This window comes from Streptomyces flavovariabilis, from assembly GCF_000725785.1.
Taxonomy (GTDB): Bacteria; Actinomycetota; Actinomycetes; order Streptomycetales; family Streptomycetaceae; genus Streptomyces; species Streptomyces hawaiiensis.
Window position 1 is genome coordinate 173,912 of the sequence record NZ_JNXD01000012.1, and the last position, 13,149, is coordinate 187,060.

At 70.1% G+C, this 13,149-nt stretch carries 13 protein-coding genes and 1 riboswitch; of the genes, 12 read left to right on the forward strand and 1 reads right to left on the reverse strand.

Annotated features, from left to right (window positions below; translation table 11 throughout):
• Positions 1-262: 262 nt before the first annotated feature.
• Both whiG and IO24_RS0122730 read left to right on the forward strand, forming a co-directional pair.
• Entirely contained in the window at positions 263-1,105 is an 843-nt protein-coding gene (whiG, locus tag IO24_RS0122725) for an RNA polymerase sigma factor WhiG (RefSeq protein WP_031138199.1), read from the forward strand.
• Positions 1,106-1,198: 93 nt separating this feature from the next.
• On the forward strand, positions 1,199-1,756 hold the full coding sequence (locus IO24_RS0122730; protein ID WP_031138201.1) for a TetR/AcrR family transcriptional regulator: 558 nt from the start codon (positions 1,199-1,201) through the stop codon (positions 1,754-1,756).
• A 36-nt stretch (positions 1,757-1,792) separates the two neighbouring features.
• On the opposite strand, the gene IO24_RS0122735 is transcribed toward IO24_RS0122730, so the two are convergent.
• The gene (locus tag IO24_RS0122735; RefSeq protein WP_045296454.1) at positions 1,793-2,389 is read right to left on the reverse strand and encodes a murein hydrolase activator EnvC family protein; all 597 of its coding nucleotides are present in this window, start codon (positions 2,387-2,389) and stop codon (positions 1,793-1,795) included.
• Between the two features lie 273 nt (positions 2,390-2,662).
• Here IO24_RS0122735 and rpsB point away from each other — a divergent pair, with 273 nt between their 5' ends.
• From rpsB to IO24_RS0122785, 10 genes are all read left to right on the forward strand, one after another.
• Positions 2,663-3,610 carry a 30S ribosomal protein S2 gene (rpsB, locus tag IO24_RS0122740; RefSeq protein WP_031138205.1) on the forward strand — a complete coding sequence of 316 codons (948 nt, stop codon included), beginning with the start codon at positions 2,663-2,665 and terminating at the stop codon, positions 3,608-3,610.
• Positions 3,611-3,785: 175 nt separating this feature from the next.
• Positions 3,786-4,622, forward strand: coding sequence for a translation elongation factor Ts (gene tsf / locus IO24_RS0122745; RefSeq protein WP_031138207.1), 837 nt, complete (start codon positions 3,786-3,788; stop codon positions 4,620-4,622).
• Positions 4,623-4,806: 184 nt separating this feature from the next.
• The gene (gene pyrH / locus IO24_RS0122750) at positions 4,807-5,565 is read left to right on the forward strand and encodes a UMP kinase (protein WP_030852122.1); all 759 of its coding nucleotides are present in this window, start codon (positions 4,807-4,809) and stop codon (positions 5,563-5,565) included.
• 166 nt (positions 5,566-5,731) lie between these two features.
• Complete coding sequence (frr, locus tag IO24_RS0122755; RefSeq protein ID WP_031138209.1) at positions 5,732-6,289, forward strand: ribosome recycling factor; 558 nt, start codon at positions 5,732-5,734, stop codon at positions 6,287-6,289.
• Complete coding sequence (locus IO24_RS0122760) at positions 6,289-7,440, forward strand: phosphatidate cytidylyltransferase (protein WP_078899362.1); 1,152 nt, start codon at positions 6,289-6,291, stop codon at positions 7,438-7,440. The genes frr and IO24_RS0122760 overlap by 1 nt, the downstream gene beginning before the upstream one ends.
• Positions 7,441-7,563: 123 nt before the next feature.
• A complete protein-coding gene (locus IO24_RS0122765) occupies positions 7,564-8,013 on the forward strand; it encodes an SRPBCC family protein (protein ID WP_031138212.1) in 450 nt (149 codons plus the stop codon).
• A gap of 69 nt (positions 8,014-8,082) precedes the next feature.
• Entirely contained in the window at positions 8,083-9,189 is a 1,107-nt protein-coding gene (gene rlmN, locus IO24_RS0122770) for a dual-specificity RNA methyltransferase RlmN (protein ID WP_031138214.1), read from the forward strand.
• A gap of 24 nt (positions 9,190-9,213) precedes the next feature.
• Positions 9,214-9,320: riboswitch (TPP riboswitch) on the forward strand.
• 124 nt (positions 9,321-9,444) lie between these two features.
• Complete coding sequence (locus IO24_RS0122775) at positions 9,445-10,482, forward strand: thiamine ABC transporter substrate-binding protein (protein WP_045296465.1); 1,038 nt, start codon at positions 9,445-9,447, stop codon at positions 10,480-10,482.
• Entirely contained in the window at positions 10,458-12,122 is a 1,665-nt protein-coding gene (locus tag IO24_RS0122780; protein ID WP_031138218.1) for an ABC transporter permease, read from the forward strand. The genes IO24_RS0122775 and IO24_RS0122780 overlap by 25 nt, the downstream gene beginning before the upstream one ends.
• Positions 12,122-13,141 carry an ABC transporter ATP-binding protein gene (locus IO24_RS0122785; protein ID WP_031138220.1) on the forward strand — a complete coding sequence of 340 codons (1,020 nt, stop codon included), beginning with the start codon at positions 12,122-12,124 and terminating at the stop codon, positions 13,139-13,141. Before IO24_RS0122780 ends, IO24_RS0122785 begins: the two co-directional genes overlap by 1 nt.
• Positions 13,142-13,149: the final 8 nt, after the last annotated feature.

Here is a 13,149-nt window from a genome sequence, read left to right on the forward strand (position 1 = left end):
GTGTTCGGCCGTCCGGGGGAACTCCGACATCCCTTGGAAATGCGCCCAGTTGGGGCCCTCGGGTGATCACAGTGAGCGACCGCCATGCCCTGCGGGGGCGTCCTCCGGAACGTATCTGCGCCCGCCTCGGCCTTCGCCCTTCGCGCACCGCGACACCGCAGTCACGCTACGCTCACGTGGATCCGACACGGACAGGCAACTCGACATCAGACAGACAGCCCACCCCAGCACCACTCCGCAGCAGAACGGCACAAGGCGACGAATGCCCCAGCACACCTCCGGGTCCGACCGGGCGGCGATCCCCCCAGCCGCCCGTGACGGTGGCAGCGTGCGGCCGCCCGCTCCCTCGACGCTCGACGAGCTGTGGCGGTCGTACAAGGCGACGGGGGACGAGCGGTTGCGGGAGCAGCTGATCCTGCACTACTCGCCGCTGGTGAAGTACGTCGCGGGACGGGTCAGCGTGGGCCTGCCGTCCAACGTCGAGCAGGCGGACTTCGTCTCGTCCGGGGTGTTCGGGCTGATCGACGCGATCGAGAAGTTCGACATCGACCGCGAGATCAAGTTCGAGACGTACGCGATCACCCGGATCCGCGGCGCGATGATCGACGAACTGCGGGCACTGGACTGGATCCCCCGCTCGGTGCGGCAGAAGGCGCGCAACGTGGAGCGTGCGTACGCCACGCTGGAGGCACGGCTGCGGCGGACCCCGACGGAGGGCGAGGTGGCCTCCGAGATGGGCATCGCCGTCGAGGAACTCCACGCGGTGTTCAGCCAGTTGTCGCTGGCCAACGTGGTGGCCCTGGAGGAGCTGCTGCACGGGAGCGGTGAGGCCGGCGATGGGCTCAGCGTCATGGACACGCTGGAGGACACCGCCGCCGACAACCCCGTCGAGGTCGCCGAGGACAGGGAGCTGCGGCGGTTTCTGGCGCGGGCGATCAACACGCTGCCCGACCGGGAGAAGACCGTGGTCACGCTGTACTACTACGAGGGCCTCACCCTGGCCGAGATCGGGAACGTGCTGGGCGTGACCGAGAGCAGGGTCAGCCAGATCCATACCAAGTCGGTGCTGCAGCTGAGAGCGAAACTGGCGAGCTTCGGCCGCTGACCTGGCGGGATGTCGTCGGGCCGGCGACAAGCACTCCCGTCCGGCGGGGGGCGTCCGTAGAGTGTTGATGTGCCAAGGATTCGAGCGGCCTCCGTGGCCGAGCACCGGTCGATGCAGCGAGCCGCCCTGCTGGACGCGGCTCGTTCCTTGTTGTCCGAGGGCGGTACGGAGGCGCTGACCTTCCCGGCCCTCGCCGAGCGGACGGGCCTCGCGCGATCGTCCGTCTACGAGTACTTCCGGTCACGGGCGGCCGTGGTCGAGGAGCTGTGCGAGGTCGACTTCCCGGTCTGGGCGGCGGACGTGTCGGCGGCGATGGAGCGGGCCGGGACGGCCGAGGCCAAGGTCGAGGCGTATGTGCGGCAGCAGCTGGAGCTGGTCGGCGACCGGCGGCACCGCGCCGTGGTCGCCATCTCCGCCAGCGAGCTCGACGCGGGGGCGCGGGAGAAGATCCGGGCGGCGCACGGCGGGCTGGTCGCGATGATCGTCGAGGCGCTGGGCGAGCTGGGGCACGAGCAGCCCCGGCTGGCGGCGATGTTGTTGCAGGGGGTGGTGGACGCGGCCGTGCGGCGGATCGAGCTGGGGGCGGCGGAGGAGCCGGGCGCCATCGTCGATGCGGCGGTTTCCATGGCCTTGCGGGGTGTGCGGGGCTGACGACGCCGGGCTGAGGCCAGGGTGTGGCTGTCGCCCTCAGCCGGGCGGCCCGGCGCCCAGTACGGGAAGCAGTCTCGACGGGCCCCTGTGCAGGAGCCAGGGCGGCAGAAGCGACAGCGGGTTCACGTACTCCTCGCCGCGGCGCAGCCCCCAGTGGACGCACGTGACCGTCGTGCAGTGCGAGCCGCTCGCGTCCACGGTGCCGAGCACCTCGCCCGGTTCCACCTCCGCACCCTTCTCGACCGTCGCCGTCACCGGTTCGTACGTCGTCCGCAAGGGGGGATCGCCCGTCCCCGTGAGGTCCACCGAGACGACTCCCTTGCCGGCCACCCGGCCCGCGAAGGAGACCCGGCCCGCGGCCACCGCTCGAACCGGTGTGCCCGCGGGCGCCGCCAGGTCCACGCCCCGGTGGCCCGGGCCGTAGGCCGTCGCCGGGGGCTCCCAGCCCCGCAGGACCCGGGGGTGTGAGCCGACGGGCCAGGTGCGGCCGACCGGCGGCACGCCGGCGTCCGCAAGGGGCGCCGCCGCACCCGCCGTGAACAGGGGTGGGGGCGGAGCCAGCAGGGCCGTCGTGGTGACGATCACCAGCAGGATCAGGCGCGCACTGACACGCACACATCGGTTCGCTCGCATGCGGAGAGCGTCCCGGAACGCCGGTGTCGCCGCTCGCGGCTGTGGACGGGGGCCCGGTTGTGGACAACGGCGTCATCCGGCACCCCGCGGGTCCCGTACACTTCTGGTGGCGACCCGAGCCATCGGGTCGACTTCGCACGCCCCGATATGAACCCCGGCAACGGGCCCGTATCAGCGCCCCTCGGTCCCTCGTGGAACGGCGCGCAGTGGGCGTCAGGCGCGGAAGCCGTCCGGCATCCGCGGCACAACCGAGAAATTCAAGGAGATACGGCCATGGCCGTCGTCACGATGCGGGAGCTGCTGGAGAGCGGCGTCCACTTCGGTCACCAGACCCGTCGTTGGAACCCGAAGATGAAGCGCTTCATCTTCACGGAGCGCAACGGCATCTACATCATCGACCTGCTCCAGTCGCTGTCGTACATCGACCGCGCCTACGAGTTCGTCAAGGAGACCGTCGCCCACGGCGGCACGGTCATGTTCGTCGGCACGAAGAAGCAGGCGCAGGAGGCCATCGCCGAGCAGGCCACCCGCGTCGGCATGCCCTACGTCAACCAGCGCTGGCTGGGCGGCATGCTCACCAACTTCTCGACCGTCTACAAGCGTCTGCAGCGCCTCAAGGAGCTCGAGCAGATCGACTTCGAGGACGTCGCCGCGTCCGGTCTCACCAAGAAGGAGCTTCTCGTGCTCTCGCGCGAGAAGGCCAAGCTGGAGAAGACCCTCGGCGGTATCCGCGAGATGCAGAAGGTGCCCAGCGCCGTCTGGATCGTGGACACCAAGAAGGAGCACATCGCCGTTGGTGAGGCCCGGAAGCTGAACATCCCGGTCGTCGCGATCCTCGACACCAACTGCGACCCCGACGAGGTCGACTACAAGATCCCGGGCAACGACGACGCGATCCGCTCCGTCACCCTGCTCACCCGTGTGATCGCGGACGCGGTCGCCGAGGGCCTCATCTCCCGCTCCGGTGTCGCCACCGAGGGCAAGGGCGACAAGGCCGCGGGCGAGCCGCTGGCCGCGTGGGAGCGCGACCTGCTCGAGGGCGAGAAGAAGGCCGACGAGGCTGCCCCGGCTGCTGAGGCCGCTCCGGCCGCCGAGGCTGCTCCGGCCGCCGAGGCCGCCCCCGCCGCCGAGGCTGCTCCGGCCGCCGAGGCCCCCGCCGCCGAGGCCGAGGCCGAGAAGCCGGCCGAGGACGAGAAGCCGGCCGAGGCCGAGCAGGCCTGACCCGTCAGTCCGCGTTGACGGCGGGAGCGGCCGTATCCACCAGCGCCTTCGGGCGCGATGGAGCCAGCTCCCGCCGTTGACCCGTAGGGCAGCGGAAGGACAGCGCCCCTCCGGCTCCATGGGGCGCATCCGCAGATCTTCGATCTTCCAGACTTCGAGAGAGATTCACAGACTCATGGCGAACTACACCGCCGCCGACGTCAAGAAGCTCCGTGAGCTCACGGGCGCCGGCATGATGGACTGCAAGAAGGCGCTGGACGAGGCCGAGGGCAACGTCGAGAAGGCCGTCGAGGCGCTCCGCATCAAGGGCCAGAAGGGCGTCGCCAAGCGCGAGGGCCGTTCCGCCGAGAACGGTGCCGTCGTCTCGATCATCGCCGACGACAACTCCTCCGGTGTCCTGGTCGAGCTGAAGTGCGAGACGGACTTCGTCGCCAAGGGTGACAAGTTCCAGGCCGCGGCCAACACCATCGCCGAGCACGTCGCCAAGACCTCCCCGGCCGACATCGAGGCCCTGCTCGCCTCCGAGATCGAGGCCGGCAAGACCGTCCAGGCGTTCGTCGACGAGGCCAACGCCAACCTGGGCGAGAAGATCGTCCTGGACCGCTTCGCGCAGTTCGCCGACGGTTACGTGACGGCGTACATGCACCGCACGATGCCCGACCTGCCCCCGCAGATCGGTGTCCTCGTCGAGCTGGACAAGCCGAACGCGGAGATCGCCAAGGGCGTCGCCCAGCACATCGCCGCCTTCGCGCCGAAGTACCTCTCCAAGGAGGACGTGCCGGCCGAGGTCGTCGAGTCCGAGCGCCGCGTCGCCGAGGAGACCACCCGCGCCGAGGGCAAGCCCGAGGCCGCCCTGCCGAAGATCGTCGAGGGTCGCCTCAACGGCTTCTTCAAGGACGCCACGCTGCTCGGCCAGCCGTACGCGCTCGACAACAAGAAGTCCGTCCAGAAGGTCCTGGACGAGGCCGGTGTCACCCTGAAGCGCTTCACGCGCATCAAGGTCGGCATCTGAGTCCGTACCGCGCTCGACGCCCGACCCCGATAGGGTCGACAGCAGTCGTCCGCGTGCGCCGTCACACGAGTGGCGGGCGACAGCAGATCTGACGAGGAGGCCATTGCCGTATGGGATGCGAAACACGCCCCACCGGCAATGGCCTTCTTGGTATGTGCAACACGTGAAAGAGGCGGGATCCCCCATGACCACCAAGGCCCAGAAGAGCGACGACGGCAAAGTGCGCGGCCGGTTTCTGCTGAAGCTGTCCGGAGAGGCCTTCTCCGGTGGCGGGGGCCTTGGCGTCGACCCCGACGTGGTGCACAAGATCGCCCGCGAGATCGCGGCCGTCGTACGCGACGGCGCGGAGATCGCGATCGTCATCGGCGGCGGCAACTTCTTCCGCGGTGCCGAACTCCAGCAGCGCGGCATGGACCGGGCCCGCTCCGACTACATGGGCATGCTCGGCACGGTCATGAACTGCCTCGCCCTCCAGGACTTCCTGGAGAAGGTGGGCGTCGACTGCCGGGTGCAGACCGCCATCACCATGGGCCAGGTCGCCGAGCCCTACATCCCGCTGCGCGCCGTGCGGCACCTGGAGAAGGGCCGTGTGGTCATCTTCGGCGCCGGGATGGGCATGCCCTACTTCTCCACCGACACCACCGCCGCCCAGCGCGCCCTGGAGATCGACGCCGAGGCGCTGCTGATGGGCAAGAACGGCGTGGACGGGGTCTACGACTCCGACCCCAAGACCAACCCGGACGCGGTGAAGTTCGATCACCTCGGCTACGGCGAGGTCATCACGCGCGATCTGAAGGTCGCCGACGCCACGGCCGTGACGCTGTGCCGTGACAACAAGCTCCCGATCGTGGTCTTCGAGCTGCTGGCGGAGGGCAACATCGGACGCGCCGTCAAGGGTGAGAAGATCGGCACGCTGGTGGGGGACCCCGGCAGCCGGGACTGACACCCCGGGTACAACCCCGTCCGGGGGACGGACGGGACGGAGCCGGGCCGGGGGATGGACAATGTCCTGCCGGTCGGGAACCGTGCAGGAAGAAGACGCGACGCAGCCGGCCGCCGCCCCACATGGAACCGCAGCCGGGCCTACTCAAGACACGCAGGAGCAAGTGGTGATCGAAGAGACCCTCCTCGAGGCCGAGGAGAAGATGGAGAAGGCCGTCGTGGTCGCCAAGGAGGACTTCGCCGCGATCCGCACCGGCCGTGCGCACCCGGCGATGTTCAACAAGATCGTGGCCGACTACTACGGCGCGCCGACGCCGATCAACCAGCTGGCTTCGTTCTCCGTGCCGGAGCCGCGCATGGCGGTGGTGACCCCGTTCGACAAGACGGCCCTGCGCAACATCGAGCAGGCGATCCGCGACTCCGACCTGGGCGTCAACCCGAGCAACGACGGCAACATCATCCGGGTGGTGTTCCCCGAGCTCACCGAGGAGCGTCGCCGCGAGTACATCAAGGTCGCCAAGAGCAAGGGTGAGGACGCCAAGGTCTCCATCCGCTCCGTGCGCCGCAAGGCCAAGGACGCCATCGACAAGCTGATCAAGGACGGCGAGGTCGGCGAGGACGAGGGCCGCCGTGCGGAGAAGGAACTCGACGACACCACCGCGAAGTACGTCGCACAGGTGGACGAGCTCCTGAAGCACAAGGAAGCGGAGCTGCTCGAGGTCTGATGAACGACTCTTCCTGGGGGGCGCCGTCACAGGCCGGGTACTGGGGGCCCACCGACCAAGGGCAGGGCCACGGGCACGTGCAGAGCCACGGCCACGGGCAGCTCCACAGCCCCGGCCAGGGTCACGTCCCGGGGGCCGCTCCGGCGGGTCCCGCATACGATGCGTATGAAGCGCCTCAGACTCGCCCCATGCCCATCGTGCCCGACATGACCGAATTCGGCGGAAACCAGGATGACGACCGGGGGACTGCTCGGCCGAGCGGCACCCCGGTCCGAAACGACACGAATCCGGAGCCCATGCCCGACGCCTCGCAGCCGGCGCCCAAGCCGCCGAAGAAGAGCGCGGGTCGCGACCTGAGTGCCGCGATAGGGGTCGGTGTCGGGCTCGGTGCGGTGATCGTCGCGTCCCTGTTCGTCGTCAAGGCCGTCTTCGTCGGTGTCGTCGCGGTGGCCGTGGTCGTGGGCCTGTGGGAGCTGACCAAGCGGCTGGAGGAACGCAAGGGCATCCGGGCGCCCCTCGTGCCGCTCGCGCTCGGCGGTGCCGCGATGGTCGTCGCCGGCTACGTCCGGGGCGCCGAGGGCGCGTGGGTGGCCATGGCGCTCACGGCACTGGCCGTCCTGGTCTGGCGCATGACGGAACCGCCCGAGGGCTACCTGAGGGACGTCACCGCGGGCGTCTTCGCGGCGTTCTACGTGCCGTTCCTGGCGACCTTCGTCGCGATGATGCTGACCGCGGACGACGGGCCGCAGCGGGTGGTCACCTTCCTGCTGCTCACGGTCGTCAGTGACACCGGGGCCTACGCCGTCGGCTGGCGGTTCGGCCGGCACAAGCTCGCCCCGCGCATCAGCCCCGGCAAGACCCGCGAGGGTCTGCTCGGCGCGGTCGCCTTCGCCATGGTCGCGGGCGCGCTGTGCATGCAGTTCCTCATCGACGACGGCGCCTGGTGGCAGGGCCTGGTGCTGGGCCTCGCGGTCGCGGTCAGCGCCACGCTCGGCGACCTCGGCGAGTCCATGATCAAGCGGGACCTCGGCATCAAGGACATGGGCACGCTGCTGCCGGGGCACGGCGGCATCATGGACCGGCTGGATTCCTTGCTGCCCACGGCTCCGGTGGTGTGGTTGTTGCTGGTCCTTTTCGTGGGGTCCGGCTGAGCGCATCGGTCTTCACGGCGAGCCCCCGCCCGGTGATCGGCGGGGGCTCGCCGTCGTTCTGTGGGGGTGCCTGCGGGGAGACCAAGTGGGACGATTCAGGTGTACGCCGCAAAGGGGGCCATCATGGCCAGCATTCGACAGACCATCGATGTCGACCGGCGTCCCGAGGACGTCTACGACTACATCACGGACACCCCGCGAATGCCGGAGTGGCAGCTGAGCGCCGTGTCCGCGGAACGCCTCGACGAGGGACCCTTCGGCATCGGCTCCCGGGTCCGGGTCACCCGGCACGTCGGCCGCCGCGTCATGCCGATGACCATGGAGGTCACCGAGTACGACCCGCCGCATACCTGGGGCATGCATGGTGTCGACGGCCCCGTCCGGGCACGGGTGCACGGCGAGGTCGAGCCGTTCGACGAGGGACAGCGCTCCCATGTGACGATCGACATCGACTTGGAGGGCCACGGCGTCGGCAAGGTCCTGGTGCCGCTCGTCATGCGCCCCCAGGTCCGCAAGGAACTCCCGCGCAACGAGCAGCTCCTCAAGGACCGGCTGGAGCACACGGGCGAGTAGGGCGTCTCCCTCCCGGTGCCGCAGGCGGGGCACGGGCCACCGCTGATGATCTGCGACACTGGTTGAGCCATGCCTAAGCCCGGAGAACTCACTTTCGTAGCCCCCCGCGGAGCCAAGAAGCCGCCGCGGCATCTCGCCGATCTCACTCCTGCCGAGCGCAAGGAGGCCGTAGCCGCTGTCGGGGAGAAGCCGTTTCGTGCCAAGCAGCTCTCGCAGCACTACTTCGCGCGGTACGCGCATGATCCGGAGCAGTGGACCGACATTCCGGCCGGTGCCCGGGGGCGGCTGCAGGAGGCCCTGCTGCCCGAGCTGATGACCGTCGTGCGGCATCTGTCCACCGACCAGGGCACCACCCGCAAGACGTTGTGGCGGCTGTTCGACGGGACGCTCGTCGAGTCCGTGCTGATGCGCTACCCGGACCGGGTGACCATGTGTATCAGCTCGCAGGCCGGATGCGGCATGAACTGCCCGTTCTGCGCGACCGGGCAGGCCGGTCTCGACCGGAATCTGTCCACCGCCGAGATCGTGCACCAGATCGTGGACGGCATGCGGGCGCTGCGGGACGGGGAGGTTCCCGGCGGTCCCGCGCGGCTCAGCAACATCGTCTTCATGGGCATGGGCGAGCCGCTCGCCAACTACAACCGGGTCATCGGATCCATCCGGCGGCTCACCGACCCCGAGCCCGACGGGCTGGGGCTCTCGCAGCGCGGCATCACCGTCTCGACGGTCGGGCTCGTCCCGGCCATCCACCGGTTCTCCGACGAGGGCTTCAAGTGCCGCCTCGCCATCTCGCTGCACGCCCCCGACGACGAGCTGCGCGACACCCTCGTCCCCGTGAACACGCGCTGGAAGGTCCGGGAGGTGCTGGACGCCGGCTTCGAGTACAGCGCCAAGTCCGGGCGCCGGCTGTCCATCGAGTACGCGCTGATCCGGGACATCAACGACCAGGCCTGGCGGGGTGACCGGCTCGGCCGGATGCTCAAGGGCAGGCCCGTGCACGTGAACCTGATTCCGCTGAACCCGACGCCCGGGTCGAAGTGGACGGCCTCCCGGCCCGAGGACGAGAAGGCGTTCGTGGAGGCGATCGCCGCTCATGGTGTGCCGGTGACGATCCGGGACACCCGTGGTCAGGAGATCGACGGGGCGTGTGGTCAGCTCGCGGCCACCGAACGGTAGTCTGACCGCCGTAAGAACATCTGCATATTCCGACAGGGGAGCGCCACAGCGCTGAGAGTGCGGCACACGGCCGCAGACCCTCCGAACCTGGCCCAGGTCATTCTGGGTAGGGAGATCGGTCATCACTCGAGCTGTTGCGCCCTGCCCGGGACCCCGGAAGTCCCGGGCGGGGCCGCGTCTTCTCCTGGTCACTCCAGGAGGAATCCAGTGAGTAACAACATCAAGCGGCTGACGGCGGCAGTCGTCGGGCTCGGCATGGCCGGCACGCTCGCCGCGTGCGGGTCGTCCGACGGAGGCCAGGGGTCCGGCGACTCCAAGACCGTGACGCTCGTCAGCCACGACTCGTGGGCCGCGTCCAAGGACGTCATCGCGGCCTTCGAGAAGCAGTCCGGCTACAAGGTCGACGTCCTGAAGGACGGCGACGCCGGGCAGGCCGTGAACAAGGCCATCCTGACCAAGGACAACCCGCAGGGCGACGTCTTCTTCGGCGTCGACAACACCCTGCTGTCCCGCGCCCTCGACAACGGCCTGTTCCAGTCGTACGAGGCGAAGGGATCCGACCTGATCCTGCCGGAGTACCGCGTCGACCAGGACAAGCACCGGGTCACGCCCGTGGACACCGGCGACATCTGCGTCAACTACGACAAGAAGTACTTCGCCGACCGCGAGCTGGAGCCGCCGCGCAGCTTCGACGACCTGGTCAAGCCGCAGTACAAGAACCTGCTCGTGACCGAGAACGCCTCCGCGTCCTCGCCCGGTCTCGGTTTCCTGCTCGGCACCGCCGCCAAGTACGGCGATGACGGCTGGGAGGGCTATTGGAAGAAACTCAAGGCCAACGGTGTGAAGGTCGTCGACGGCTGGGAGCAGGCCTACAACGAGGAGTTCTCCGGCTCCAGCAGCGGCAAGAAGGCCAAGGGCGACCGGCCGCTCGTCGTGTCGTACGCCTCCTCGCCGCCCGCCGAGGTGCTGTACGCCGACCCGAAGCCCAGCTCCGCCCCGACGGGGGTCGCCGAGGGCACTTGCTTCCGGCAGGTCGAGTACGCGGGGCTGCTCAGCAACGCGAAGAACACCGAGGGCGGCAAGGCCTTCCTCGACTTCCTCGTCGGCAAGCGGTTCCAGGACGACATGCCGATGAACATGTTCGTGTATCCGGTGCGCGAGGGCGCCCAGGTGCCGCCGGAGTTCGTGAAGTACGGGCCGCAGGCGAAGGACCCGGAGACCATGGACCCGGCGAAGATCGCCGACCACCGTGACCAGTGGGTCAAGTCGTGGACCTCACTCGTACTGAAGTAGCCGCTCGGAGGCGGGGCGCGGCGGCGCGGTTCGGTCTGCTGGCCGTGCCCGTCGCGTTCTTCGCGGTCTTCTTCGCCTACCCCGTCGCCGCGATCGTCGCGCGCGGCCTGAAGGCCGACGGGACCTGGCACCTCGGGCGGATCGGGGAGGTGCTGGCGCAGTCCGACGTCCGGCACGTGCTGTGGTTCACCACCTGGCAGGCGTTCGCCTCCACCGCGCTCACGCTGCTCGTCGCGCTCCCCGGCGCATACGTCTTCGCGCGCTTCGACTTCCCCGGCAAGCACGTCCTGCGGGCGGTCGTGACCGTCCCGTTCGTGCTGCCGACGGTCGTCGTCGGTACGGCCTTCCTGGCGCTGGTCGGGCGGGGCGGACTGCTCGACGGGCTGTGGGGCGTACGCCTGGACACCACGGTGTGGGCGATCCTGCTCGCGCACGTCTTCTTCAACTACGCGGTCGTCGTCCGGACGGTCGGCGGGCTCTGGGCGCAGCTCGATCCGCGGCAGGAGGAGGCTGCGCGGATGCTCGGCGCGTCCCCGCTGAAGGCCTGGCGGCAGGTCACCCTGCCGGCCCTCGCGCCTGCCGTGGCCGCCGCGGCTCTCATGGTCTTCCTGTTCACCTTCACCTCCTTCGGTGTCGTGCAGATCCTCGGCGGGCCCACCTTCTCCACCCTGGAGGTGGAGATCTACCGGCAGACGTCCGAGATCTTCGACCTGTCCACCGCGGCCGTCCTGACCATGATCCAGTTCGTCGCGGTGGGCGCGATCCTCGCGGTGCACGCCTGGACCGTGCGGCGGCGGGAGACCGCACTGCGGCTGGTGGACGCGTCCGGGACCGCGCGCCGGCCGCGCGGGGCGGGGCAGTGGGCGCTGCTGGGCGGGGTGCTCGGCACCGTCGCCGTGCTGCTCGTGCTGCCGCTGGCGGTGCTGGTGCAGCGGTCCCTGGGCGCGCCGGGCTTCGGCTACTACCGGGCACTGACCCGGGAGGACGGGGGAGTGTTCCTGGTCCCGCCGATCGAGGCGATCGGCAATTCCCTGTCGTTTGCCGTCGCCGCCACGCTCATCGCCGTGCTGATCGGCGGTCTCGCCGCCGTCGCGCTCACCCGCCGGGACGCCGGGCGGTTCGTGCGTGGCTTCGACGCGCTGCTGATGCTGCCGCTCGGGGTGTCCGCGGTGACCGTCGGCTTCGGATTCCTGATCTCCCTCGACGAGCCGCCGCTGGACCTCAGGTCCTCGTGGATCCTGGTGCCGCTCGCGCAGGCCCTGGTCGGGGTGCCGTTCGTGGTGCGGACCATGCTGCCCGTGCTGCGGGCGGTGGACGTGCGGCTGCGGGAGGCGGCCTCGGTGCTCGGGGCCTCGCCCTGGCGGGTGTGGCGGGAGGTGGACCTGCCGATGGTGCGGCGGGCGCTGCTGATCGCGGCCGGGTTCGCCTTCGCCGTGTCCCTCGGGGAGTTCGGCGCGACGGTGTTCATCGCACGGCCCGACCGGCCGACGCTGCCGGTGGCCGTGGCCCGGCTGCTGGGGCGGCCCGGTGACCTCAACTACGGCCAGGCGATGGCCCTTTCGACGATTCTGATGGTGGTGTGCGCCGTGGCCCTGCTGGTGCTGGAGAGGCTCCGCACGGACCGGACGGGGGAGTTCTGATGCTGCTCGCTCTGCGGGGTGCGACGGTCCGTTTCGGTGGGCGGGCGGTGCTGGACGCCGTCGATCTGGAGGTCGCCGAGCACGAGGTCGTGTGCGTGCTCGGGCCCAGCGGCAGCGGCAAGTCGACCCTGCTGCGGGCGGTGGCCGGGCTGCAGCCGCTCGACTCGGGGCAGGTGGTGCTGGACGGGCGCGACCAGGCGGGCGTGCCCGCGCACAAGCGGGGCGTGGGGCTGATGTTCCAGGACCACCAGCTGTTCCCGCAGCGGGACGTGGGCGGCAACGTGGCCTTCGGGCTGCGGATGCACGGCGAGCCGAAGCGGCAACAGGCCGAGCGAGTGCAGGAGTTGCTGGATCTCGTGGGGCTGCCCGGCGCGGGCCGCCGGGCCGTCGCCGCGCTGTCCGGCGGGGAGCAGCAGCGGGTGGCGCTGGCCCGGGCCCTCGCCCCGAGCCCCCGGCTGCTGATGCTGGACGAGCCACTGGGGCAGCTCGACCGGTCGCTCAGGGAGCGGCTGGTGGTCGAACTGAAGGAGTTGTTCGGCCGGTTGGGCACGACCGTGCTCGCCGTGACGCACGATCAGGGGGAGGCCTTCGCGCTGGCCGACCGGGTCGTGGTGATGCGGGACGGGCGGATCGCCCAGTCGGGTACGCCCCTCGAGGTGTGGCAGCGGCCCGCCGACGCGTTCGTCGCCCGCTTCCTCGGCTTCGAGAACGTGGTCGAGGCGACGGTCGGGGCGGAGGCCGCGGACACGCCGTGGGGCAAGGTGCCGGTGCCGGAAGGTGCCCCGCAGGGCACACGGACCCTGCTGGTGCGGCCCGCCGGAGTGCGCCTGGCGGCCGCCGACGCGGGTCTGCGCTGCACGGTGACCGCGCGTACCTTCAAGGGCACCCATGTCGCCGTGCATCTCCAGCCCGGGGACGCCCCCCGCCTGGATGCGGCGTGTGCGCTGCGGGACGCGCCGGAGGTCGGGGACGCGGTCGGCGTGGAGTTCGACCCGGCCGAAATCGTGGTGCTCGGCTGATCGCTTCC

Coding starts and splice junctions, on each gene's coding strand:
- pyrH (WP_030852122.1), top strand. CDS start 4,807: ATGACCACCAAGGCCCAGAAGAGCGACGACGGCAAAGTGCGCGGCCGG.
- IO24_RS0122785 (WP_031138220.1), top strand. CDS start 12,122: ATGCTGCTCGCTCTGCGGGGTGCGACGGTCCGTTTCGGTGGGCGGGCG.
- rpsB (WP_031138205.1), top strand. CDS start 2,663: ATGGCCGTCGTCACGATGCGGGAGCTGCTGGAGAGCGGCGTCCACTTC.
- IO24_RS0122735 (WP_045296454.1), bottom strand. CDS start 2,389: ATGCGAGCGAACCGATGTGTGCGTGTCAGTGCGCGCCTGATCCTGCTG.
- IO24_RS0122775 (WP_045296465.1), top strand. CDS start 9,445: ATGGCCGGCACGCTCGCCGCGTGCGGGTCGTCCGACGGAGGCCAGGGG.
- tsf (WP_031138207.1), top strand. CDS start 3,786: ATGGCGAACTACACCGCCGCCGACGTCAAGAAGCTCCGTGAGCTCACG.
- IO24_RS0122760 (WP_078899362.1), top strand. CDS start 6,289: ATGAACGACTCTTCCTGGGGGGCGCCGTCACAGGCCGGGTACTGGGGG.
- whiG (WP_031138199.1), top strand. CDS start 263: ATGCCCCAGCACACCTCCGGGTCCGACCGGGCGGCGATCCCCCCAGCC.
- rlmN (WP_031138214.1), top strand. CDS start 8,083: ATGCCTAAGCCCGGAGAACTCACTTTCGTAGCCCCCCGCGGAGCCAAG.
- IO24_RS0122765 (WP_031138212.1), top strand. CDS start 7,564: ATGGCCAGCATTCGACAGACCATCGATGTCGACCGGCGTCCCGAGGAC.